The 23,651-nt window shown below is 44.4% G+C and carries 16 protein-coding genes, 1 tRNA gene and 1 other RNA gene; 14 read left to right on the top strand and 4 right to left on the bottom strand.

Annotated elements, in window-relative coordinates; translation table 11 throughout:
* Positions 1-209 precede the first annotated feature (209 nt).
* The 8 genes from AB5642_RS16650 to rnpB all read left to right on the top strand — a co-directional run bounded on the left by AB5642_RS16650 (position 210) and on the right by rnpB (position 9,060).
* Positions 210-1,220: a deoxyguanosinetriphosphate triphosphohydrolase gene (locus tag AB5642_RS16650; protein ID WP_148462392.1), complete on the top strand. Its 1,011-nt coding sequence runs from the start codon at positions 210-212 to the stop codon at positions 1,218-1,220.
* Between the two features lie 100 nt (positions 1,221-1,320).
* Entirely contained in the window at positions 1,321-3,114 is a 1,794-nt protein-coding gene (gene dnaG, locus AB5642_RS16645; RefSeq protein ID WP_148462390.1) for a DNA primase, read from the top strand.
* Between the two features lie 38 nt (positions 3,115-3,152).
* Positions 3,153-4,253: an RNA polymerase sigma factor RpoD gene (gene rpoD, locus AB5642_RS16640; RefSeq protein WP_368371765.1), complete on the top strand. Its 1,101-nt coding sequence runs from the start codon at positions 3,153-3,155 to the stop codon at positions 4,251-4,253.
* Positions 4,254-4,263: 10 nt separating this feature from the next.
* Entirely contained in the window at positions 4,264-5,073 is an 810-nt protein-coding gene (locus AB5642_RS16635; protein WP_148462388.1) for a class I SAM-dependent methyltransferase, read from the top strand.
* Positions 5,063-5,845 (top strand): Nif3-like dinuclear metal center hexameric protein, encoded by a 783-nt coding sequence (locus AB5642_RS16630; protein ID WP_173718764.1) that lies wholly within the window; start codon positions 5,063-5,065, stop codon positions 5,843-5,845. Before AB5642_RS16635 ends, AB5642_RS16630 begins: the two co-directional genes overlap by 11 nt.
* Before the next feature lie 137 nt (positions 5,846-5,982).
* Complete coding sequence (locus tag AB5642_RS16625; RefSeq protein WP_148462385.1) at positions 5,983-7,647, top strand: nucleoside kinase; 1,665 nt, start codon at positions 5,983-5,985, stop codon at positions 7,645-7,647.
* 38 nt (positions 7,648-7,685) lie between these two features.
* Positions 7,686-8,591 carry a type IV pilin protein gene (locus tag AB5642_RS16620; RefSeq protein WP_148462383.1) on the top strand — a complete coding sequence of 302 codons (906 nt, stop codon included), beginning with the start codon at positions 7,686-7,688 and terminating at the stop codon, positions 8,589-8,591.
* A gap of 117 nt (positions 8,592-8,708) precedes the next feature.
* Positions 8,709-9,060, top strand: an RNA gene (rnpB, locus tag AB5642_RS16615) — RNase P RNA component class A.
* Positions 9,061-9,320: 260 nt separating this feature from the next.
* Here rnpB and AB5642_RS16610 read toward each other — a convergent pair.
* The 3 genes from AB5642_RS16610 to AB5642_RS16600 all read right to left on the bottom strand — a co-directional run bounded on the left by AB5642_RS16610 (position 9,321) and on the right by AB5642_RS16600 (position 11,198).
* Entirely contained in the window at positions 9,321-9,758 is a 438-nt protein-coding gene (locus tag AB5642_RS16610; protein ID WP_118578704.1) for an aspartate carbamoyltransferase regulatory subunit, read from the bottom strand.
* The gene (gene pyrB / locus AB5642_RS16605) at positions 9,752-10,675 is read right to left on the bottom strand and encodes an aspartate carbamoyltransferase (RefSeq protein ID WP_148462381.1); all 924 of its coding nucleotides are present in this window, start codon (positions 10,673-10,675) and stop codon (positions 9,752-9,754) included. Before pyrB ends, AB5642_RS16610 begins: the two co-directional genes overlap by 7 nt.
* A 133-nt stretch (positions 10,676-10,808) precedes the next feature.
* The gene (locus tag AB5642_RS16600) at positions 10,809-11,198 is read right to left on the bottom strand and encodes a hypothetical protein (RefSeq protein ID WP_148462379.1); all 390 of its coding nucleotides are present in this window, start codon (positions 11,196-11,198) and stop codon (positions 10,809-10,811) included.
* A 114-nt stretch (positions 11,199-11,312) separates the two neighbouring features.
* Here AB5642_RS16600 and AB5642_RS16595 point away from each other — a divergent pair, with 114 nt between their 5' ends.
* From AB5642_RS16595 to AB5642_RS16570, 6 genes are all read left to right on the top strand, one after another.
* On the top strand, positions 11,313-12,605 hold the full coding sequence (locus tag AB5642_RS16595) for a folylpolyglutamate synthase/dihydrofolate synthase family protein (RefSeq protein WP_148462378.1): 1,293 nt from the start codon (positions 11,313-11,315) through the stop codon (positions 12,603-12,605).
* Between the two features lie 129 nt (positions 12,606-12,734).
* Positions 12,735-13,865 (top strand): prephenate dehydratase, encoded by a 1,131-nt coding sequence (pheA, locus tag AB5642_RS16590; protein WP_148462375.1) that lies wholly within the window; start codon positions 12,735-12,737, stop codon positions 13,863-13,865.
* A 223-nt stretch (positions 13,866-14,088) separates the two neighbouring features.
* Complete coding sequence (locus AB5642_RS16585) at positions 14,089-15,399, top strand: ATP-binding protein (RefSeq protein ID WP_173718763.1); 1,311 nt, start codon at positions 14,089-14,091, stop codon at positions 15,397-15,399.
* Between the two features lie 68 nt (positions 15,400-15,467).
* A complete protein-coding gene (locus AB5642_RS16580; protein ID WP_148462372.1) occupies positions 15,468-17,003 on the top strand; it encodes an HD domain-containing protein in 1,536 nt (511 codons plus the stop codon).
* An 11-nt stretch (positions 17,004-17,014) separates the two neighbouring features.
* Entirely contained in the window at positions 17,015-19,174 is a 2,160-nt protein-coding gene (locus AB5642_RS16575) for an RNA degradosome polyphosphate kinase (protein ID WP_148462370.1), read from the top strand.
* Between the two features lie 194 nt (positions 19,175-19,368).
* Complete coding sequence (locus AB5642_RS16570; RefSeq protein WP_173735387.1) at positions 19,369-23,325, top strand: Ig-like domain-containing protein; 3,957 nt, start codon at positions 19,369-19,371, stop codon at positions 23,323-23,325.
* Between the two features lie 251 nt (positions 23,326-23,576).
* Here the strand turns inward: AB5642_RS16570 and AB5642_RS16565 are convergent.
* A tRNA-Glu gene (locus tag AB5642_RS16565) sits at positions 23,577-23,648 on the bottom strand.
* Positions 23,649-23,651: the final 3 nt, after the last annotated feature.

The following is a 23,651-nucleotide window of genomic DNA, read 5'->3' as shown; positions in this document are numbered from 1 at the left end:
CAATATAACAAGCCCCAGCAAAAAGCCGGGGCTAATACTTCAATTATTTTAGGACATTTTCAAAAACGCTTGACACACATTTTTTGAAAAAAATTAAAAATTTTCAAGTTTTTTTTGAAAAAAAGAGGAATTTGAAATTTTGTGTAGAATATAATTAATAGGAGGAAGATTATCGGCTTACCTGTCAGTCTTTGGAGGATAGAAGATATATGAATATCAGAGAGAGCATGGAAGAAAGAGAACTGGAACTGCTGAGTCCTTATGCCGCATACAGTGGACGTTCCAGAGGAAGAGACCGGGAGGAAGAAGAGTGTGACGTCCGGACGGTTTACCAGAGAGACCGGGACAGGATCCTGCATAGCAAAGCTTTTCGCAGGATGAAGGATAAGACTCAGGTTTTTCTGGCTCCGGAAGGAGATCATTACAGGAACCGGCTGACGCACACTCTGGAGGTATCCCAGATCGCACGTACTATAGCCAAGGCACTTCGCCTGAATGAGGATCTTGTGGAGGCGATTGCACTGGGACACGACCTTGGTCATACGCCTTTCGGACATTCAGGAGAGACCGCACTTAATACCGTTCATCCTGAGGGCTTTGCCCACTACCGTCAGAGCGTCCGCGTGGTGGAAGTACTGGAGAAGAACGGTGACGGACTGAATCTTACCTGGGAGACAAGAGACGGAATCCTGAATCACCGTACCAGCGGTCATCCGTCCACTTTGGAGGGACAGGTAGTCCGCTTTTCGGATAAGATTGCCTATGTTCATCATGATATGGACGATGCCCAGAGAGCTGGGATCATTACAGAGAATGATATTTCTGCCAGTCTCAGGGAGTTTCTTGGACAGACCACAAGAGAAAGGCTGAATACCTTTGTACATGATGTGATTGAGCACAGCATTGACCAGCCTTCCATTCAGATGTCTGCTCCTGTAGAGCAGGCACTCATGGATCTTCGATCAGAGATGTTCCAGAAAGTATATCTGAATCCCATTGCGAAGCGTGAGGAATCCAAGGCAATCAAAATGCTGACAGAATTATACGCCTATTACATAGATCACCCGGAAGCAATGTCCAGGGAGTACGTTGCTCTTATTGAGAAAAAGGGAGTTCCCAAAGACCGGGCGGTATGTGACTGGCTGTCAGGAATGACGGATCAGTATTCCATGAAGAAATTCAAGGAGATTTTCATACCAAGAGCCTGGGAGGTTTATTAGAACGTGGACAAAACTCTTGCAATGAGATATAATATTTATTTACGCGAAAGATGTCGCATTTTCTTGGATATGCGGCATATCAAATCAAAGGAGGATAAGCATGCGCTATTCCGACGATATCATTGAAGAAGTGCGAATGAAAAATGATATTGTAGACGTGATATCCCAGTATGTAAGACTGACCAGAAGAGGAAGCTCCTATTTTGGTCTGTGTCCTTTTCATAATGAGAAGACCCCTTCCTTTTCCGTAACGCCGTCCAAGCAGATGTATTACTGCTTCGGCTGCGGAGCTGGAGGAAATGTATACAATTTTGTAATGCAATATGAGAATTATTCATTTGGAGAAGCACTTTCCCATCTGGCAGAGCGTGCCGGTGTGGAACTTCCCAAGATCGAATATTCCAAGGAGGCAAGGGCGAAAGCGGAGAAGCGTGCAGCCTTGCTTGAGATCAATAAGAAAGCGGCTCAGTATTTTTATTACCAGCTGCGCCGTGAAGGTGGAAAAAATGCCCACGATTATCTTACAGGCAGAGGTCTCAGCGAAGAGACGATCAGGAAATTTGGTCTGGGGTATTCAGACAAGTACAGTGATGACCTGTATAAATATCTGAAATCCCAGAATTACAGTGATGAACTTCTTCGGGAATCCGGCCTTTTCAATGTGGATGAACGCCAGGGCATGTATGACAAATTCTGGAATCGTGTTATTTTTCCAATCATGGATGTCAATAACAGGGTGATTGGATTTGGCGGGCGAGTGATGGGAGACGGCAAGCCCAAGTACCTGAATTCGCCAGAGACCCGTATTTTTGACAAGAGCCGTAATCTGTACGGATTGAATATAGCCAGAACCACCAGGAAAAATTACCTGATCCTGTGCGAGGGCTACATGGATGTAATCTCCATGCACCAGGCAGGATTTACCAATGCAGTGGCTTCTCTGGGAACGGCGCTTACATCCGGACATGCCAGTCTGGTGAAGAGGTATACACAGGAAGTGCTTCTTCTTTACGATAGTGATGAAGCTGGTGTAAAAGCCGCCTTGCGAGCCATTCCCATTCTACGGGAAGCCGGCGTGAATTCCAGAGTGGTGAATTTACGGCCTCACAAGGATCCTGATGAATTTATCAAAGCAGAAGGCGCAGAGGCTTTTGAGAAAAGGCTGGAGGCAGCTACGGACAGCTTTATGTTCCGGATAAGTATTGCTTCCGGTGATTTTCCTATGGATGAGCCACAGGGACAGAACCGGTTTTTTGAGCGGTGTGCCCAGTATCTTCTGGAACTTTCTGATGAACTGGAGCGGAATCTGTATATTGAAGCAATTGTAAAAGAATACCGCAGATATGGAATCAGTGTGGAAGACCTTCGGAAGCGTGTAAACACCCTTGCTCTGAAGGGTACGCCTGCAGAGAAGCGTATCCAGCCAAAATCCGGCGGCTCTCCAATGAGAAAAAAGGAGAGCGCGGCAGATAAATCCCAGAAGCTGATGCTTACCTGGCTGGTTACCTATCCGGCAATTTTTGATACTGTGGAGAAATATCTTTCCCCTTCAGATTTTGTAGTTCCTCTTTATAAAGAGGTGGCAGAAATGCTCTGGAAGCAGCACGAAGAGGGAGATGTGAATCCGGCCAGACTTCTGAATGCTTTTACAGACAGTGAAGAGCAGAAAGAGGTGGCCTCTCTCTTTAATGCCACGATCCACCTTGAGACAAAGGAGGAACAGCAGAGAGCATTTTCCGATGCTTTGATCCGCATTAAGCAGGAGAGTCTGGCGGAGAAAAATAAAAACTGGGATCCTGCAGATATGGGGGCTTTACAGGAGCTTGTAAAGGCCAAGAAGGATCTGGAGGAGCTTGGAAGAAAAAGGCAGCAATTGCATATTTCTTTTGAATAAGGATAAAATATTAACACTATATGGAGGTTAGAGTACCTATGGAAATGAATATGGGCAAATTCAGTGAGAAACTGGTGGGACTTCTGGAGCTTGCAAAAAAGAAGAAAAACGTACTGGAATATCAGGAAATCAGTGATTATTTCAAAGACCAGCCACTGGATGCGGAACAGATGGACAAGATCTTCGATTTCCTTGAGGCAAGTGGGGTAGATGTGCTGCGTATCACAGAGAACAGTGCAGATGACCTTATGCTGGACGATGAGGAAGAAGTAGAGCTGGACAAGATCGATCTTTCTGTTCCGGAAGGTGTGAGCATTGAGGATCCGGTTCGTATGTATCTGAAAGAAATCGGTAAAGTTCCGCTTCTTTCAGCAGAAGAAGAAATCGAGCTTGCAAAGAAAATGGAACAGGGCGACGAAAATGCCAAGAAGCGTCTGGCAGAAGCCAACCTTCGTCTTGTTGTCAGCATTGCAAAACGTTATGTAGGACGTGGAATGCTTTTTCTGGATCTGATTCAGGAAGGTAACCTTGGTCTTATCAAGGCTGTCGAAAAATTTGATTACCGAAAGGGTTACAAGTTCAGTACCTATGCTACCTGGTGGATCCGTCAGGCTATCACAAGAGCCATTGCAGACCAGGCGCGTACCATTCGTATTCCGGTTCATATGGTTGAGACGATCAACAAGCTGATCCGCGTTTCCAGACAGTTACTCCAGGAGCTTGGACGTGAACCTACTCCGGAGGAAATCGCGGAAGAGATGGACATGCCGGTTGACCGCGTGCGTGAGATCCTGAAGATTTCCCAGGAGCCGGTTTCTCTGGAGACCCCTATTGGTGAAGAGGAGGACAGCCATCTTGGAGATTTCATCCAGGATGACAATGTTCCGGTTCCGGCTGATGCTGCAGCATTTACTCTTTTGAAGGAACAGCTGGTAGAAGTTCTTGGCACTCTTACTGAGAGAGAACAGAAGGTTCTTCGCCTTCGTTTCGGGCTTGATGATGGACGTGCAAGAACACTTGAGGAAGTTGGCAAGGAGTTTAATGTTACCAGAGAGCGTATCCGTCAGATTGAGGCAAAGGCTCTTCGTAAGCTCCGTCACCCAAGCCGCAGCCGCAAGCTGAAGGATTATCTGGATTAAGGAGAGGACTATGCAGTTATCCTTACGACTGTCTGCAATCGCAGACCTGGTGACAGAAGGAAACCGGCTGGTAGATGTGGGATGCGATCATGGATATCTGCCGGTATACCTGATACAGCAGAAAAAAATTCCATCCGCCATTGCAATGGATGTGCGAAAAGGGCCACTTTCCAGGGCACAGGAACATATCCGGCAGTATGGACTGGAGGAATACATACAGACCCGGCTCTCAGACGGACTTGAAGGCTTGAAAGCCGGAGAGGGTGACACCCTTGTGATCGCAGGTATGGGCGGTCCCCTTATGGAAAGGATTCTCACAGATGGCAGGTCTGTGAGAAATTCTTTCTCTGAGCTGATTTTACAGCCACAGTCCGACATTCCCCATTTTCGCAGATTTATCCAGTCCGAAGGCTGGGAGATCACAGAAGAGAAAATGGTGGAAGAGGATGGAAAATTTTATCCCATGATGCGGGTGGTGCCTGGGGAAAATGTTCACAGCAGTTTGAAACTTAACGTGGATTCTTTCACAAAAAATACGTCTGTGAAAGCCGCTTTTTCTGAGAACCTGCATGCTGATGAAGGGGCAGAAATGCCGGAAAATCCAGCTGCTTACACCTTGGAGGAAGCCTTTGGCAAATATCTTCTTCAGGAAAAGAACCAGGTGCTTTACCGTTATCTTCAGCGGGAATCCCGGATCCGCTCCCAGATTCTGGAACAATTGGAAGCGGCACCGAAGGCAGAGGCAGTTACTGCCCGCATTTTGGAAGTAAAGGAGGAGGCGCAGCTGATCGCTGCTGCGCTGGAAGAATATGAAGGTTAAAGAACTGACAGACTGGCTGGGAGGAAATTTTCCTGCAGCAGTTGCAGAAGACTGGGATAATGTGGGACTTCTTACAGGAGATGACGAGAGTGAGGTAAAACATGTCTTTCTTGCCCTTGATCTTACCGAAACAGTGTTAGACGAGGCTATCCGGGCTGGCGCTGACATGATCGTTACCCATCATCCTATGATCTTTTCCGGTATTAAGAAGATCAATAATCACAGCTTTACAGGACGGAAGATTATCAGTCTGGTGCGCCATGGAATATCTTATTATGCAATGCACACCAACTATGATATTCTGGGAATGGCAGATTTAAGTGCCGGATATCTGGAACTGTCAGATACGAAGGTACTTTGTGCCACCGGGGAAAAAGACGGAGAGCCCATTGGCTTTGGACGCGTGGGAAATCTGCCTTGTGAGATGACTTTAAAGGAGTACGCCCTTCTTGTGAAAAAGAACCTGAAGCTTTCAGATGTGAAAGTGTACGGAAATCTGGAACAGACTGTGAAAACGGCTGCCGTATGTACCGGCTCTGGTAAAAGCATGATCCAGGATGTGCTTGCAGCCGGGGCGGATGTATATGTGACAGGTGATATTGACCACCATACCGGAATTGACACCGTAGCCCAGGGGCTTGCAATCATTGACGCAGGTCATTACGGTACGGAATATATTTTTATGGAAGATATGAAGGAAAGACTGGCAAAAGCGTTTCCGGAGCTTACAGTCAGCTGCGCAAAGGTGAGAAGCCCGTATACTATATTATAAAGGGGAGACTTGTTGTGGATGGGCGAGATGATGTCCGCCCGGAGATAAAATGAGTTGTCAGAATAATGTTGTTTGGTTTTGGTAAATGTGATTTATGTTTAGCCTAATTGGTCTTTCGGATCAGAAAAGGAGATTTTATGGATCATGCAGTGAAACTTACAATCAATGGGGAAACCAGAGAGTTTCCCATGGGAATTACCTATAAAGAAGTTGTAAAAGCGTACGAAAAGACCAGCCCGGCCCCTGTTATTCTTGTAATTGCAGGGGGCAAGATCTGTGAGCTTCATAAAAAAGCAGAACGGGACGGTGAAGTCCGGCTGGTCACCACAAAAGACAGCATTGGAAATAAAACCTATAAGCGAACTGCATGTCTGGTGCTTTTAAAGGCAATTTACGATCTTGCAGGCAAAGAAAAAGTAGATAAAGTGGTGCTTCATTATTCTGTAGGAAGCGGTTTTTACTTTACCATGGAAGGAGAACAGAAGCTGGATCAGGCATTTCTTGACCAGGTAAAGAAGCGGATGACAGAGCTGGTGGAGCAGAAAATCCCGGTGAAGAAACGAAGTGTAGGAACGGATGAAGCGATTGCACTTTTTCATCATCACAGAATGTATGATAAAGAGAAGCTGTTCCGCTATCGCAGGGTTTCCAGGGTGAATATTTACAGCATAGAGAATTTTGAGGACTATTATTATGGGGCAATGGCTTACGATACCGGCTATGTGCCATATTTTGACCTGAAGCTGTATGATGAAGGCTTTGTGCTGATTCTGCCGGAGGCTAAGACTCCGGATGTGCTTCCGGAATTCCAGCCCCAGGAGAAAATCTTCCAGGTGCAGAAGGATTCTGAAGAGTGGGGCAGAAAGCTGGAAATCTCCACAGTAGGTGAGCTGAATGACCAGATCGTTTCCCAGGGGATACAGAAGATCCTTCTTATGCAGGAGGCCATCCAGGAGTCTGGAATTGCCAGAATTGCAGAGCAGATCGTGGAGGCTGGAAACAAGAAGTTCGTCATGATCGCTGGTCCGTCCTCCTCCGGCAAGACTACCTTTTCCCACAGGCTGTCTATTCAGCTGGCGGCACATGGAATGAAGCCACATCCCATTGCTGTTGACAATTATTTTGTAAACAGAGAGCATACCCCGCTGGATGAATTCGGGGAAAAGGATTATGAGTGTCTGGAAGCCATTGATGTGGAGCAGTTCAACAAAGATATGCTGGCACTTCTTAATGGAGAGAGAGTAGAACTTCCGGTGTTTAACTTCAAGACCGGGCAGAGAGAATATAAAGGCGATTTTCTCCAGCTGGGGAAGGAAGACATCCTTGTTATTGAGGGAATTCATGGTCTGAACGACAAATTAAGCTATGCGCTTCCGAAGGAGAGCAAGTTCAAAATCTATATCAGTGCCCTCACCCAGCTGAACATTGATGAACACAACCGGATTCCTACCACAGACGGAAGGCTGATCCGCAGAATCGTCCGGGATGCAAGAACCAGAGGAACCTCTGCCAAGGATACCATTGCAAGGTGGCCATCTGTAAGAAGAGGGGAAGAGAAGAATATTTTTCCATACCAGGAAGAAGCGGATGTTATGTTTAACTCGGCACTGATCTATGAACTGGCATGTCTGAAGGTATACGCAGAGCCTCTTCTCTTCGGAATTTCCAAAGAGGAGCCGGAATATCTGGAGGCAAACAGGCTGCTGAAATTTTTTGATTATTTTGTAGCTGTGCCAAGCGAGGAAGTGCCTAATAATTCCCTGTTAAGAGAATTTATAGGGGGAAGCTGTTTTAACACCTGATGAAGCAGATGTGCTTGTAAGAAGTTGAGGAGTATTTTATGAAAATAAATCGCAAAGGCTTTACATTGGCAGAGCTTTTGATCGTGGTTGCAATTATTGCGGTACTGGTGGCTGTTGCAATACCTATTTTCGGAAGTCAGTTGGAAAAAAGCAGGGAAGCAGCAGACCTTGCAAATGTACGCGCTGCTTATGCAGAAGTGCTGACTGAGGCAAACATGGGAATCTATAATAAAGAGGTTATTGTCAATCTGAAACAGAAACAGTATGACTGGCAGTCAGCGGATGTAATTACAATTGGGGGGATCAGCCATTCGGTAAAAGAAGGCGATACGGATAACTGGATTGGAAAACCAGGAGCAGGTGGAACCTGTAAGGTTTCGTTTGACCAGAAAACGGGAACCAAATTTGTGTGGAGCGGGGATGGGACTTCTGCGTCAAATAGCTATGACATGAGTGAGGATTTCTTTGATGTATTAGAGAAGAGTGGCTGTCTGAAGGATGAGAAAATAAGCTCAAACAATGATTTTGAAATTGATTCGAAAGCAGCGGAGTTTTCAACTTTTGTCCCGAAAATTGAAAAAGTATTGGGCGAACAAAGCCTATTGAAGAATGGTACATGGGCGTTTCTGGGAAATGGAAATTCAGACAAAGCATCTGAAAGATATTTGTTCTGGACTTCATTTGATACCAATAAGGTGGGAGTTGGTAAGAAAATACCAATATTGATTCAAAGAGGAGATGGAAAATATTACGTCTCGAAATCTCTAACGGCAGAGAGAAAAAAAGGAAATGTAACATATGTGGCAATCTCCGATCACCTTTTTAATAAATGGGGGTATGAACGCGTTATTAAAGCAGGGGATGGTAAAGTGTATAACTCTCTGTCAGAAGCCTATGCTGCATATGAGAAGGTACTTGAAGGGTATAAAGACTTACCCCAGTAATTATTTACCGGGTTACTGCTTACTCCGTTTACCGTAATCTTAACAGGTTATACGACAGGGAGAAATGAGAAATAGTGCTTTACATCTTACCACAATAATGTTAAAATAGCACTTGCGCAAGCAGGCCAGGTGATCGCGGCTGGACAGACGAAAGGGTTCAGACGAGGAAAGTCCGGGCTTCACAGGGCAGGATGCCGGATAACGTCCGGTGGAGGCGACTCCCAGACCAGTGCAACAGAAATAAACCGCCATGGCTTGCCATGGTAAGGGTGGAAAGGCAGTGTAAGAGACTACCGCCGTCCTGGTAACAGGCCGGGCACATGTAAACTCCATTCGAAGCAAGACCGAGCAGAAAGCGATACGGCGGCCCGTCGTGCTTTCAGGTAGGTCGCTTGAGCCTTTCGGCAACGGAAGGCCTAGACAGATGATCACTCAACGACATAACCCGGCTTATCGGTCTGCTTGCGTATTTAAGAATCAAATTGTATGATACATATAATATGATATTTAACCTGAGAAGGTTCAGTTCTGCTGGATTTTCCCAGGTTTTTGCTTTATTGGAAATTACTCCGTAATGTTCCGATAAAGCAAAAAACGCTCCGCGAGGATGCGACCAGATGGACAGGAAATTTTACCGGAAATTTCTGTTACAAAAAAAGTGGAAGCTGTATTCAGCTTCCACAATAAAATATCAATATTGTTATAAAAACAATGATTTGCAGAGACGAATTATTTATTTCTGTGACCGGAGTATTTCTCCTCACAATATTTACATCTGTAAACCTCATTCTCCTCATCTGCCAGAACAAACACCTGATCCAGTCCCTGCTCGATGGAAGTGATACAGCGGGGATTCTTACATCTGATCACGTTTACAACCTGCTTCGGAAGACGAAGGTCTTTTTTCTCAACGATCTTCTCATCCTTAATAATATTTACGGTGATATTGTGATCAATGAAACCAAGGATATCCAGATCCAGATCTTCAATCGGGCACTCAACCTTGATGATGTCCTTTTTGCCCATCTTATTGCTCTTTGCGTTCTTGATGATCGCAACAGTACAGTCAAGCTTGTCAAGCTTCAGGTCATGATAAATAGTCATAGCCTTGCCGGCCTTGATATGGTCTAATACGAAACCTTCACGAAGTGCTCCAACATTTAACATGGCAGTTCCACCTCCAATAATGTAAGAATCAGGGCCATACGAACATATACACCGTACTGGGCCTGTTTAAAGTATGCAGCTCTCGGATCGCTGTCCACTTCAACAGAAATTTCGTTAACACGTGGAAGCGGATGAAGAATGTACATGTCATCCTTTGCAAGGGAAAGTTTCTGCTTGTCCAGTATGTAGAAATCTTTCATACGAACATAGTCTTCCTCGTTGAAGAAACGCTCCTTCTGAACACGTGTCATGTAAAGAATATCAAGCTCCGGAATAGCATCCTCCAGACGTTCTACTTCTAGGAACTCGATGTTGTTCTTTTTCAGTACGTCTTCACGGATATAGCTGGGAATACGAAGCTCTTCCGGAGAGATCAGTACAAATTTAACATTGTTGTAACGAACCAGCGCCTCGATCAGAGAGTGAACGGTACGTCCGAATTTCAGATCTCCGCACAGACCGATGGTAATGTTGTCAAGACGCCCCTTTAAGGAACGGATGGTAAGTAAGTCTGTAAGAGTCTGGGTTGGATGCTGATGACCACCGTCACCGGCATTGATAACAGGAATATTAGAAACCATAGAAGCTACCAGCGGAGCACCTTCTTTGGGATGACGCATAGCACAGATATCTGCATAGCAGGAAACAACACGAATGGTATCGGCAACAGTTTCCCCCTTCGCTGCGGAACTGGAATCTGCAGATGAGAAACCAAGAACCTTACCGCCAAGGTTCATCATAGCAGCTTCAAAACTGAGACGGGTGCGGGTACTTGGCTCATAGAAAAGTGTGGCAAGTCGTTTATCGTCACAGGTATGTGCGTATTTTTTGGGGTTTTTCTCAATATCGCTGGCAAGATCCAGAAGCTTCTCAAGCTCCGGAACACTAAGGTCCAGCGGACTCATTAAGTGTCTCATGATATACCTCCGTTATGAGTGTGTGGTTTTGGGGTAGAGTGTTACGGTTCACGAAAACTCTTTCAAAAAGGTTCTTCTGTGAGTGGTAACGCAAAATCTCTTCGACCTATCATATACTACTTGGAATGATTTTTCAAGAAGATTTTGTAAGTATTTTTTCGAAAAACAATCCAGTGAGAAACCAGACCGGGAGATAGTCCAGACGGATGACTCCTTTGTACTGATGGGGCACTCCGGAATAGTCCCAGGGGCACATGTGAAAAGCCTGCAGGATAGAACCGCTGGTAAATTCTGCCAGGTAAAATCCGGCAGTATAAAGGGAGCCTCGCAGAAGTGCCGGAAGGCTTTTCAGCTTTTTGTATACAGGCAGAATCAGGGATGCACAGCCATAAATGGGAAACATAAGAAGAGAGGTAGTCCCTTTCATGGACGCATCTCCCCGGAGCAGGGAATGGAGCCCGGTCCAGAGAATCTCCAGACACAAGCCGGTAAAACCACAGAAGAGAAAAGGGTATTTTTTCATATGCTTGGTCTCCTTGGGTAAAATGATAAAAATAACATTCCCATTCTTGCTAAATTTATGCTGCAAGGTTATAATGGAGAGAAAAAGATATTTGATAAACGAGGAGCTTTTATTATGAACTATCAGGAATGCCGTGCATATATCGATGATTCGGCGAAATACGGTTCCGTGCTGGGACTTGATAATATGCGTGAAATGCTGGACAGGCTTGGAAATCCTCAGGATGCAGTTCCTTATGTCCACGTAGCCGGAACCAATGGAAAGGGTTCCGTGATTGCTTATTTATACACCACCCTTACCCGGGTAGGCTATAAAGTGGGCAGATACATATCCCCAACTCTTTATTCTTACAGAGAACGTCTTGAGATTGCCGGCGAGAAGATCTCACAGGAAGATTTTGCAAAGTATGTGACAGAAATTTCCAGGTCAATTGACCAGATGACAGCGGTTGGCATGAATCATCCTACCCCTTTTGAGATTGAGACTGCAGCAGCGTTTTTGTATTTTAAGGAAGAAAATTGTGATCTGGTCCTTCTGGAGACCGGAATGGGCGGCAATCTGGATGCCACCAATATTGTGAAGAATACCAAACTGGCTGTGCTGGTTTCCATCAGCATGGATCATATGTCATTTCTTGGAAATACCCTTGGAGAAATCGCAGAGAAGAAGGCTGGAATTATCAAACCTGGCTGCCGGGTTGTGACCACAAAGCAGAAGCCGGAAGCGGCACAGGTGATTGCAGATACCTGCAACAAGCTTCATGTACCCTGTGTGGTATCTGACCCTGATGAGGCTGTTTTGGAAAAAGAGAGCGTATTCGGTCAGACCTTTTCTTATAAAGGAGAGGAATTTGCAATTTCCCTTGCCGGTGTTTACCAGAAAGAAAATGCAGTGCTGGCATTAAACGCCCTTGAAGAACTGGACAGACTTGGCTGGACTACTACCATGGAACAGCGGAAGGACGGTCTTCTCCACACAAGCTGGAAGGGAAGATTTACGGTTATCAATAAAAAGCCTCTTTTTATTGTAGACGGCGCCCACAATGCCGGAGCAGCCGACAAGATGGCAGAATCTATCCGACACTATTTTAATGGAAAAAAACTGATCTACATTATGGGTGTTTTTGCAGACAAGGAATATAAGATTGTCCTTGAAAAAACAGCTCATTTTGCGGAAAAAATCTATACCATAGAGACACCGGATAATCCCCGTGCACTGCCGGCAGAGGAACTGGCGAAGGCGGCAAGGGTATATAATTCCAGTGCCGAAAGTACAAAGAGCATAAAAGATGCTGTAGAAAAGGCGTTTTCCTGTGCAGGAGATGACGAGAACAGTGTGATTCTGGCATTTGGTTCACTTTCCTTTATTGGAGCGCTTACAGATGCGGTGGAAGAATATGTCGGATAAGTGTCAGGTACTGAAATGGCAGCGTGTTACTGGTCACGGAGTGAACAGTAATGGCAGTACATTGTGGAAATTGAAGTGTGCAGCAGCTGAATTTGCATGATTAAATACAAAAACTGGAGAGAAAACAATATGACAGATTTGCAGGAATGCAGACGAAAAATAGATGAAATTGACAATCAGATGGTGGAACTTTTTGAGAAGCGGATGAAGGTCTGCGAAGAGGTTGCAGAGTATAAGATCCATACCGGAAAGAAAGTGCTGGATCCGGAGAGAGAGCATGCCAAACTGGAAGAGATCAGGAAAAAAGCGCACGGTGAGTTCAACGAACTTGGAGCCCAGGAGCTTTTTCAGCAGATCATGGCCATCAGCAGAAAGCGTCAGTATCAGCTTCTCACCGAATATGGTCCGAAAGAAAAGGAAGACTTCCAAATGGTGGAGCAGCTTCCCAGAAATAATGTGACTGTTGTTTTCCAGGGGGTAGAGGGCGCCTACAGCTATGGAGCCATGCGCGCCTACTTTCAGGAAGACATTAAGAGCTATCATGTGAAGCTGTTCCGGGATGCCATGGAAGAAGTTGCAGCAGGAAGAGCAGATTACGCAGTCCTTCCTATTGAAAATTCCACAGCTGGGATTGTGACAGATATTTATGACCTTTTGACAGAATATAATCTGTTTATCGTGGGAGAGCAGATCCTGAAGGTTGAGCATGTGCTGCTTGGCCTGCAGGAGGCTGAGCTTTCCGATATTGCCGGGGTATATTCCCATCCTCAGGGGCTCGCCCAGTGTAAGGAATATCTGGAAGAGCATAGAGATTGGAAAACCACAGCAGTAACCAACACCGCCGCAGCGGCCAAAAAGGTCAGCGCAGATCAGGATAAGACTCACGCAGCGATTGCCAGCAGGGCTGCCGGAGAGATTTACAATCTGAAGGTTCTGGCAGAGAATATCTGCAAAAATGACAGCAATGTGACCAGATTTATTATTCTGGCAAAGAAACCGGTTTATGAGAATAACAGCTCCAGGATCAGTGTATGCTTCGAGGCACGTCATGCAAGCGGAACTCTTTACAATGTACTTTCCCATATGATCTATAATGGTCTGAATATGACCAAGATCGAGTCCCGGCCTATTCCGGGAAAAACCTGGGAATACCGTTTCTTCGTGGACTTCGAGGGAAATCTGCGGGACAGCGCGGTAAAGAATGCATTGCGGGGCATGGAAGCAGAGACTAGCTATTTGAAAATTCTGGGCAATTATTAAGATTATAGCTGCGAAGGCAGAGAGTGGCGGCAATTTCATTTATTGTTAAAATTAACCAAAGAATTTAAGAAGATTTTATCTGTTTTTAATATAAGAAAAGTAGAATGAAAAACGGTGCGAGTGCGTGAGCTTGTATATCCGAAAGTGTGCTGTTATGAATTGTGCGGACGGCAAAAAGGAGAAGAGACACGTAAATGCGTCATGGAATTGAGAGGAAACAAAAATGGCAAGAACAGAAGAATGTATCCTTTACCGCAATTTCGACAACGGTGAGGTACTGGACATAATGACATCACTGATGAACAACTATGAGGCTGGTGAAGAAGGCTTTGAGAATCGTAAAGAGGAATTTTTCCATATGGCAGGAAGCCTGGTGGAAATGGCAGGAATGTATGGGTTTTCCGGGAATCTGTGGCACACTTATCTGACGCAGCTTCTGGTCAATCACGAGAATGCATTCAGTACCGCTTCCGAGATCAGAGGGGCAGTGGAGGGAAGCATTAACCATCTGGCTCTTCATGATTTTGGAATTTTCAAAGAACTTTATGACTTTGATCTTGCTGTTTTTGACAGTGCGTTTGGAACAGACTGTGCTGATTTTCTCTGTAATTATGTGAATACAGGATGCAACAGCAAGGTATACAACCAGCGTATCTGCGACAGAATCTGTGATATGAGCAAAACACTGGCAGAGGCTTCTACAGTGGAAGAGTTTATGGCAGATATGGTGCAGTTCTACAAAGATTTCGGCGTAGGTAAGCTGGGATTGAACAAGGCATTTCGTATTGAGCATGGCAAGGATGGCAAGCCGGTGATCGCACCGATTACCAGAATCGCCCATGTGAATCTGGATGATCTGGTTGGATATGAAATCCCCAAGCAGAAGCTGATCGAGAACACGGAGGCTTTTGTAAGAGGAAGAAAGGCCAATAACTGCCTGCTTTTTGGTGATGCAGGAACTGGCAAATCTTCCAGCATCAAAGGTATCCTGAACCGTTATTATGACGAAGGACTTCGCATTATCGAGGTGTACAAGCACCAGTTTCAGGATCTGAATGATGTGATCGCACAGATCAAAAACCGTAATTACAAATTTATTCTTTATATGGATGATCTTTCCTTTGAGGAATTTGAAATCGAATATAAATATCTGAAAGCAGTGATCGAGGGCGGTCTTGAGAAAAAGCCGGACAACATCCTGATCTATGCAACCAGCAACAGACGTCATCTTGTTCGGGAGAAATCCGGGGATAAGCTGGAGGTGGCAGACGATGAAGATCTGCATTCCTCCGATACTGTGCAGGAGAAGCTCTCCCTGGTTTACCGTTTTGGCGTGCGGATTTATTTCGGTGCACCCAACAAGAAGGAATTCCAGAATATTGTTACTACACTTGCAGAGCGCTATGGTGTTACAATGCCTGCAGAGGAGCTTCTGACGAAGGCAAACGCCTGGGAGCTTTCTCACGGCGGTCTCACTGGAAGAACGGCGCAGCAGTTTATTGATCATGTTCTGGGAACAAGTGAGGAACAGTAAAAGATTACCAGAGATTATCTGAAATTTATGTCTGGAATGAAATAATCCTTGGCAGGAGGGAAAAACGTATGGCAGTGACCACATTTGCGGCAATTGATATCAGTTCTTATGAGATCACCATGAAAATTTTTGAATTTTCCAAAAAGGGTGGTTTCCGGACTGTGGACGATATCCGGTATCGTCTGAATCTTGGAGTAGGGGTATATTCCGGCGGAACCATGGAAGTGGATAAGGTAGATACTATTTGTGAAGTACTTAACGACTTTAAGAGGATCATGGCAGAGTACGGTGTGAAAGACTACCGCGCCTGTACCACAAGTGTTTTCCGTGAGATGAAGAATCCGCTGATTATCATTGAACAGATTTTCAGAAGAACCGGAATTCATGTGGAGGTTTTAAGCAATGCCGAGCAGCATTTTCTGGGCTATAAATCTATTGCGGCCATTGAGAATGGCTTTAAGAAAATGATCCAGAAAGGAACCGCTATTCTGGATGTGGGCGGTGGAAACCTGCAGATTTCCCTGTTTGACAAAGATGCGCTTGTAACCACCCAGAGCCTGAAAATGGGAAGCGTGCGTATCCGCCAACGTCTGAAGGAGCTGGAGAAAACCAATACGAATTATGCACAGCTGGTGGAGGAGTTTATCCGTAATGACCTGACCGGGTTTAAGCGTCTTTATCTGAAAGACCGCGAGATAAAGAATTTGATCCTTATGGGGGATTTTCTTACTGAGACTATTTTCCGTGAGGAGAGACAGGATAACATTATTACACGGGCTGAATTCGAGAAGCGGTATGAGAATACGGTTTATAAGACCGAGACTTCACTGTCAGAGGAAATGGATATTGATCCGGAGTATGCCGCTTTGATCGTGCCAACTATGGTTATCTGTAAAGATTTTATGGATCTTTTCAATGCAGAAGCGCTTTGGATGCCAGGTGTATCTCTTCTTGATGGCATTGCCTATGATTTCGGGGAAAAGAAGAATTTTATTAAGAGCGCACATAATTTTGAAAATGATATTCTGGTGGCAGCCAGAAACATTGCCAAACGTTATTCTACTGGAAAGGATCATATTAAGGGTACTACCGACCTTGCCCTGGCGATTTTTGACAGCATGAAGAAAGTTCACGGAATGGGAGACAGAGAGCGTCTGCTTCTTCAGATCGCAGTGCAGCTTCATGACTGTGGCAAATATATCAGTATGGGAGATGTGGCAGAGTGCTCCTATCAGATCATTATGGCTACGGAGATCATCGGACTTTCCACAGAAGAACGTCAGATCATTGCAAATGCGGTGCGCTACAATACCACAGAATTTGTTTATTACAGCGAGATCGCAGGAGAAGTCGGAATGGATCGTTCCGTATATCTTTTGATCGCCAAGCTGACTGCAATCCTTCGTATTGCAAATGCCATGGATCGCAGCCATTATCAGAAGGTAAAGAATATGAAGGCTATGCTGAAGGACAGAACTCTGCTTCTTACAGTTGATTCTGAGCAGGATATCTCCCTGGAACTTGGACTTCTTATGGATAAAGTTGAATTTTTTGAAGAGGTATTTGGTATCCGTCTGGTATTCAGACGTAAGAGAAAAGTGTGAGGAGGGGCACAATGGATCTGAAAAATTTTGAAAAACCGGAGTATTTTGTGAACAGGGAGTTGAGCTGGCTGAAGTTTGACGACCGTGTTCTTTCAGAAGCAAGAGATAAAAGTCTGCCATTGTTTGAAAGACTGAAATTTACCAGCATTGTATCTTCCAATCTGGATGAGTTTTACATGGTTCGTGTGGCTTCTCTGAAGGACCAGGTTCATGCCGGCTATGAGAAAACAGATATTGCAGGAATGGGACCAAAAGAGCAGCTGAAGGAGATCAGTGTCCAGACACATGAACTCGTCCGTTCCCAGTACAGCACTCTGAACCGTTCCCTTCTTCCGGCGCTGGAGAAGGTAGGACTTCACCTGGTGATGGAGCATGAGAAATTAAACGAAGAACAGCAGGAGTATGTGGACCGTTATTTCGAGGATAATGTTTATCCGGTTCTTACTCCTATGGCAATGGATTCTTCCAGACCTTTCCCGTTGATTCGAAATAAGACATTGAATATTGGCGCCTTGATTTCCAAGAAGGATAAGAAAAAGGGCAAGGATGTACTGGTATTTGCCACTGTCCAGGTGCCGTCTGTACTGCCGCGTGTGGTTGTCATTCCATCCGGGAATAAAGAGGACACTACTGTGATCCTTCTGGAGGAGATTATCGAGCGCAATATTGACAAGCTTTTCCTTGGATATGATGTGGTTTGTGCACATCCTTACCGTATTATGAGAAATGCGGATCTTTCCATAGATGAGGATGGGGCGGAGGATCTTCTGGTGGAAATCCAGAAGCAGCTGAAGAAGCGCCAGTGGGGTGAGGTGATCCGCCTGGAAGTGGAGGATAAAACGGACTCCAGACTTCTTGGCATTCTGAAAAAGGAATTTGACATTAAAGAAGAGGATATTTTCTATATTAACGGACCACTGGATCTTACCATGCTGATGAAGGTTTATGGACAGGATGGCTTTGATCAGTACAAAGAGCCGAAATATACCCCTGCTGTAGTGCCTGCATTTGCAGATACCAGTAAGGATATTTTCCAGGTGATCCGTGAGGGTGATGTGTTCTTACACCATCCATACATGAGCTTTGACCCGGTTGTAAATTTTGTACGCCAGGCGGCAAAGGATCCGGATGTACTTGCGATTAAGCAGACGTTGTACCGTGTCAGTGGAAATTCCCCGATCATTGCAGCACTTGCCCAGGCAGCGGAGAATGGCAAACAGGTTTCGGTTCTGGTAGAGCTGAAGGCACGTTTTGATGAGGAACACAATATTGTGTGGGCAAAAATGCTGGAAAAAGCAGGCTGTCATGTTATTTATGGTCTGGTTGGCCTGAAAACACACAGTAAGATTACTTTGGTGGTTCGCCGTGAGGACACCGGAATCCGCCGTTATGTCCATCTGGCAACTGGTAACTATAACGACTCTACTGCAAAGCTTTATACGGACTGCGGCATTTTTACCTGTGATGAGCGCTTCGGCGAGGATGCAACTGCAGTGTTTAACATGCTTTCCGGATATTCTGAGCCGAAGAACTGGAATCGTCTGATCGTGGCACCAATCTGGATGAAGGATCGTTTCCTGAAGCTGATCGAGAGAGAGGCAGAGCACGCGAAGAAAGGAATGCCGGCTATGATCGTAGCGAAGATGAACTCTCTTTGTGATCCGAAGATCATTGCAGCTCTTTATCATGCATCTTCCTGTGGCGTGCAGATTTACCTGCTGATCCGAGGTATCTGCTGTCTGAGAGTGGGAATCCCGGGTGTGAGCGAGAATATCCATGTACGTTCCATTGTAGGAAACTTCCTGGAGCACAGCCGTATTTTCTATTTCCACAATAATGGCAGTGACGAGATTTATATGGGAAGTGCGGACTGGATGCCTCGTAATCTGGACCGCCGTGTGGAGATTGTTTTCCCGGTCGAGGACGAGCAGATCAAGAATGAGATCAAGCATGTTCTGGATCTGGAGTTCCGTGATAATGTAAAAGCCCATATTCTTCAGCCTGATGGAACTTACGAGAAGCAGGACAAGAGAGGCAAGCTTCTGATCAATTCCCAGATGGAATTCTGCAGGGAGGCCACTGAGAAAGCAGAAGCGTTAAAGAAAAAAGAAAAACATGAAAATTCCAGAGTCTTCATCCCGGCAGAACCGGCGGAGGATGTGGAAGAATAAGAAGTTGAAGTGAATTAGGAAAAATAAGGAAAGCCGCTGTATTGTGATGTGAGATTATAATACGGAGGCTTCCTTCGTTTGTTTGCAAAATTTAACCAAAATGTACTTGAAATAGAAGAAAGAATATTTTATTATTAAATTAGTCCAGTTTATCACGGTAAACCGGAAAAATATTTTAACGAAGGAGGAGCATTATGAGTAAGAAAATGTGGAAAAAGCTTTCTACACTTTTGCTTATGGTTGTTATGGTGTTGACTATGAGCCTTTCGGTCCAGGCAGCAGCCGTAAAAATGAATAAGGCAAAAGCAACCCTGTATCCAGGCCAAAAAGTTACACTCAAGGTTACAGGAACCAGTAAAAAAGCAAAATGGTCCAGCTCAAATGCAAAAGTAGCAAAAGTAAGCAAAGGTAAAGTTACCGCAGTGAAAAAAGGTAAGGCTACGATCAAAGCCAAAGTAGGAAAGAAGACCTACACCTGTAAGATTACGGTAAAAGCACCGGCTCTGAGCCAGAAAAAGCTGAATGTAACAGTTGGCTCAAAAGCAACTGTAAAGCTGCATGGAACAAAGATCAAATCTGTATCCAGCAGTAATAAGAAAGTTGCGACTGTTACCAAAAAAGGTGTGATCACAGGTAAAAAGACAGGAAAATGTACCGTTACATTTAAGGGTGCGAATGGAAAAAGCTACAAATGCACAGTAACTGTCAACGTAGCCCCAACTGCAACCCCGGCACCAACCGCAACTCCAGTGCCAACTGCGACTCCGGCACCAACCGCAACTCCGGTGCCAACTGCAACTCCGGCACCAACCGCGACTCCAGTGCCGACTGCAACCCCGGCACCAACTGCAACTCCAACCCCTACTCCAATTACTCAGCAGGTGGTTTCCACTCAGGCTGAACTGAATGCAGCACTCGCTTCTTCTAATCCGGATCTGAAAGAAGTAGTAATTGAGCAGAGTGGAGCAAGCAGCTTCGAAATTCCAAAGGAAGACAAGTCTGATTTAACACTTGTAGTAAATGCACCAAACGGCGAAGTTGTCAACAATGGTAATTTCAAAGAAATTGTAATCAAAGCAATTGCATCCAATACCTTTATTGAGAAAGCAACTGGCAATAACATTATATTCCAGGCAGCAACCGGACGTGTGGCAATTGATGAAGGCGCAAGCGCAAACATCGAAGTAAACAAAGGTGAGTCCGAAGCACCAAAGCTTGATCTGGTAAATAACGGAACTGTATCCGAACTTACCCTGTCCACAAAGGCAGATGTAAATGTATCCGGCAAAATTACTGCAACGGCAATTCCTGTTACCAGTACGGCTTCAGCAGGGGGAAGTACCATTTCCACCAGTCAGAACCTGAATCTGAAAGCAGAGAGTAAGGTAGAACTGACACTGAACGCAGGTGCAGAAAGCACAACAGCTGCTGTATCTGACGTAGCTAATATTCCAGATGTAAAAGGTCTTGGAAAAGTTCAGGTAAAAGATTCTGATTCAGGTAAAATTCTGGATACAGTAGTGGCAGAGAAAGATGAAAATGTGGCAGTTAATAAGGTTTCTGTAACCGGTAACGTAAAAAATGCAGGGGATAACACTGCATTTTCCGGTGCTTCTGTATATCTGTTAAACTATGTTGCAGGAATCAATGCAGGAAATGTTTCCCAGTATCTGACTGCAGAAAATAAAGTGGCAGATACAGCTGAAGACGGAAGTTATGCGTTTGAAGCAGAATGGGGAAATTATTATCTGGTAGTTGTTGCAGACGGATACCGCACTGCATTACAGACTGTAGAGATCACAAGTGCAAATGAAAACTCATTCAGCTGTGAGCCAATCAGCCTTGTAGCTGGCGGCGAAGATGAGACAGGCAGCGTGGATCTTACATTTGTAGATGCTGCAACAGGAAGCGTTATTGATTATGCAGTTGCCCTTGAAATTCGTGAAGGAGCAAACAATGTTTCTGGAAAAGTATTAAAAGAGATTGCAGTAGATGCGTCTGAAAATGGAAAATGCACAATAGAAGAGCTTCCGATCGGAACGTACACCATTCAGGTAGTATCAGCAGATGCAAAGTCTGAAATTGTTGCTGCGCCGTTCAGTGTAACAGTAGTAAGCGGACAGACAGTAACCAAGACCTTCTCTGTAACGAGGATTATCAATGATGACCAGATTCGTTTCGTTCTGAGATGGGGCGATGAGGAGTCTGACGCACCTTCTGACCTTGATTCTCATCTGGTTGGTCCAAAAGCAAGCGGAAATGGTAAATTCCATACCTATTATTCGGATAAGACATATGGAGATACAGACACACAGGAGAATTATGTGACCTATGCAGATCTGGATGTAGATGATACAGATTGGGAAGGACCAGAGACAACCACAATTTACAAACAGACGGCAGGAACTTATAGTTTCTATATTTATGATTTTACAGATCAGTCTGATGAAGAAAGCACCAACATGTCTAACAAGTCTGGTGCAATTGTCACAGTTTACAGAGGAAGTACCCTTCTGAATACATTTAGTGTACCGACTGGTCAGGCTGGAAATCTGTGGCATGTGTGCGATTATGATTCTGTTACTGGCAGGGTAACCGGTATTAATACAGTTGGTTACTGGCCAAATGGTGGAAGCGATACTGTTGGTATGTCTGAGACTGATGTTTTGAAAGCAGAATTGGACAGAAAAATCAGCGAAGTATCAAAACAGAAAGCGGCTCTTGTAGATAATGCATTTAAGGCTGACCTTGATATCCTCCTTTCTGAAGCAAAGAGTGTGAATAGTACTTCAGATAATATAGATGACATTAAGGCAATGATTCAGAAGCTGAATGATATTATAGATGCCATTGACAGTGTTTCAAATGTGGAAAATGTTATAATAGACGGTGAGTACGCTGACTATGAGAAAGTGTATAATGATGAAGAAGACTGTGATGGAATCCTAATCCGCGGCAAAGGTGAAAATATTGGAAATCTGGAAATAACTTTTGCAAACGAAAATGGAGAAAAGGCAGATGTTCAAGTAGCAGATGTATCTGGTCAAGATTATGTAAAAATGGTTACGGCTACTAATGCTAAATATGGTATCTCTAGAGTTTGGAAAATCTTTTATGAAATGGATTTAAGAGAAATATTCAGCCTCAATGAAGATGATATTGTAGGTAGTATGATTACGCGGGTTGATATTGAAACCTATGATACCAGTGGATGGATGGCAATTTATGGAGTTTCAGAGTCCTTGCCAGAATTTACAGTAAATACAGCTGAGGGTATTGAATATACAATTAGCGAGGATGATGGAAGTCATGAATGTGATGTAGTAATTACATTAACATCCGGAGAAAAAACTTTTAAATATTATGTTGAATATGAAAGAGACTTTAAACTTGTACGTCCGGACAGAATTTCTGGAAAAGGTATTGTTTCATATTCTGTAAGTAATATTAACAATATTATTAGTGTAACAGGAACGGAAGCAACGTTGACAGACTTGTCTGTAACAAATGATGACGAAAATAAATCTGTACAGATTAACAAGGATGAACAGGGCGTTGTAAAAGAAATTGTAGTAACAAACAGCAAATATAATATTACTGTTACATATTCGGTTAAATACACAATGTTAGAAGCTTCTGCAATTGAGTGTGACACTGAGTATGAAGTATCTCTGGAGGAAGGCGAATATGCGGATTATACGTTTGTACCGGAGAAAACAGGTTGGTACAATATTAAAAATATAACTTCTGATTATAGTGATGTATATATTGAACTGTACAAGAATGGAATAAGAGTTGATTATTCTAGTGACGGTTTCGTTGAAGATGCATATCTGCTGGCTGGTGAAACTTATTATTGCAGAATAAGACAATTTGAGAATGAGAACGGTGTTTATACGTTTACGTTCAAAGTGATTTTTGCAGGGGATGACGTGGATATGCTCTCTTTACCAGAATCTGACGGATTCACTGATGAAGCAGTAGTAGCAGATACCGAAGGAACCGCATTTGGTGACGAGAGTTTCGTAGAAGAGGGCGAAAGCACACCAGAGGCTGACGGATTTACAGCTGGTTCCGGTGATTTCACAGAAAATGCTGGAGAAAGCATTGAGGCAGATGCAGACGACTTCGCTTCCGAAGATTTCCAGTAAAAACTAAAATCCTGACTTTATACTTGTAAAGCCGGATCAAGGGTGCCGCAGGGCAGACTGATATAGCAGTCGCGCTGCGGCACCTTTTTGAAAAAAAAGAATTTAACAATATTTATGGGAACTTGTTTTTCCATAAGAGTGAATGGAGTTGGTTTCTTGTTTAAACTATAGAAAAATGCAACAATATACAAAAAAACTTTCATAAAATCTGGTAAACAAAAAAACTTCCGAATCACTTCGGAAGTTCCTAGCAGCCAGTACGAGAATCGAACTCGTGTTTTCGCCGTGAGAGGGCGACGTCTTAACCCCTTGACCAACTGGCCATG

This window comes from Ruminococcus sp. 1001136sp1_2201st1_G3_2201SCRN_220225 (assembly GCF_040924365.1).
Taxonomy (GTDB): domain Bacteria; phylum Bacillota; class Clostridia; order Lachnospirales; family Lachnospiraceae; genus Blautia_A; species Blautia_A faecis.
Note: the sequence above shows the minus strand (reverse complement) of the source record. Positions and strands in the feature narration are given on the sequence as shown.

Coding starts and splice junctions, on each gene's coding strand:
- AB5642_RS16650 (WP_148462392.1), top strand. CDS start 210: ATGAATATCAGAGAGAGCATGGAAGAAAGAGAACTGGAACTGCTGAGT.
- dnaG (WP_148462390.1), top strand. CDS start 1,321: ATGCGCTATTCCGACGATATCATTGAAGAAGTGCGAATGAAAAATGAT.
- rpoD (WP_368371765.1), top strand. CDS start 3,153: ATGGAAATGAATATGGGCAAATTCAGTGAGAAACTGGTGGGACTTCTG.
- AB5642_RS16635 (WP_148462388.1), top strand. CDS start 4,264: ATGCAGTTATCCTTACGACTGTCTGCAATCGCAGACCTGGTGACAGAA.
- AB5642_RS16630 (WP_173718764.1), top strand. CDS start 5,063: ATGAAGGTTAAAGAACTGACAGACTGGCTGGGAGGAAATTTTCCTGCA.
- AB5642_RS16625 (WP_148462385.1), top strand. CDS start 5,983: ATGGATCATGCAGTGAAACTTACAATCAATGGGGAAACCAGAGAGTTT.
- AB5642_RS16620 (WP_148462383.1), top strand. CDS start 7,686: ATGAAAATAAATCGCAAAGGCTTTACATTGGCAGAGCTTTTGATCGTG.
- AB5642_RS16610 (WP_118578704.1), bottom strand. CDS start 9,758: ATGTTAAATGTTGGAGCACTTCGTGAAGGTTTCGTATTAGACCATATC.
- pyrB (WP_148462381.1), bottom strand. CDS start 10,675: ATGAGACACTTAATGAGTCCGCTGGACCTTAGTGTTCCGGAGCTTGAG.
- AB5642_RS16600 (WP_148462379.1), bottom strand. CDS start 11,198: ATGAAAAAATACCCTTTTCTCTTCTGTGGTTTTACCGGCTTGTGTCTG.
- AB5642_RS16595 (WP_148462378.1), top strand. CDS start 11,313: ATGAACTATCAGGAATGCCGTGCATATATCGATGATTCGGCGAAATAC.
- pheA (WP_148462375.1), top strand. CDS start 12,735: ATGACAGATTTGCAGGAATGCAGACGAAAAATAGATGAAATTGACAAT.
- AB5642_RS16585 (WP_173718763.1), top strand. CDS start 14,089: ATGGCAAGAACAGAAGAATGTATCCTTTACCGCAATTTCGACAACGGT.
- AB5642_RS16580 (WP_148462372.1), top strand. CDS start 15,468: ATGGCAGTGACCACATTTGCGGCAATTGATATCAGTTCTTATGAGATC.
- AB5642_RS16575 (WP_148462370.1), top strand. CDS start 17,015: ATGGATCTGAAAAATTTTGAAAAACCGGAGTATTTTGTGAACAGGGAG.
- AB5642_RS16570 (WP_173735387.1), top strand. CDS start 19,369: ATGAGTAAGAAAATGTGGAAAAAGCTTTCTACACTTTTGCTTATGGTT.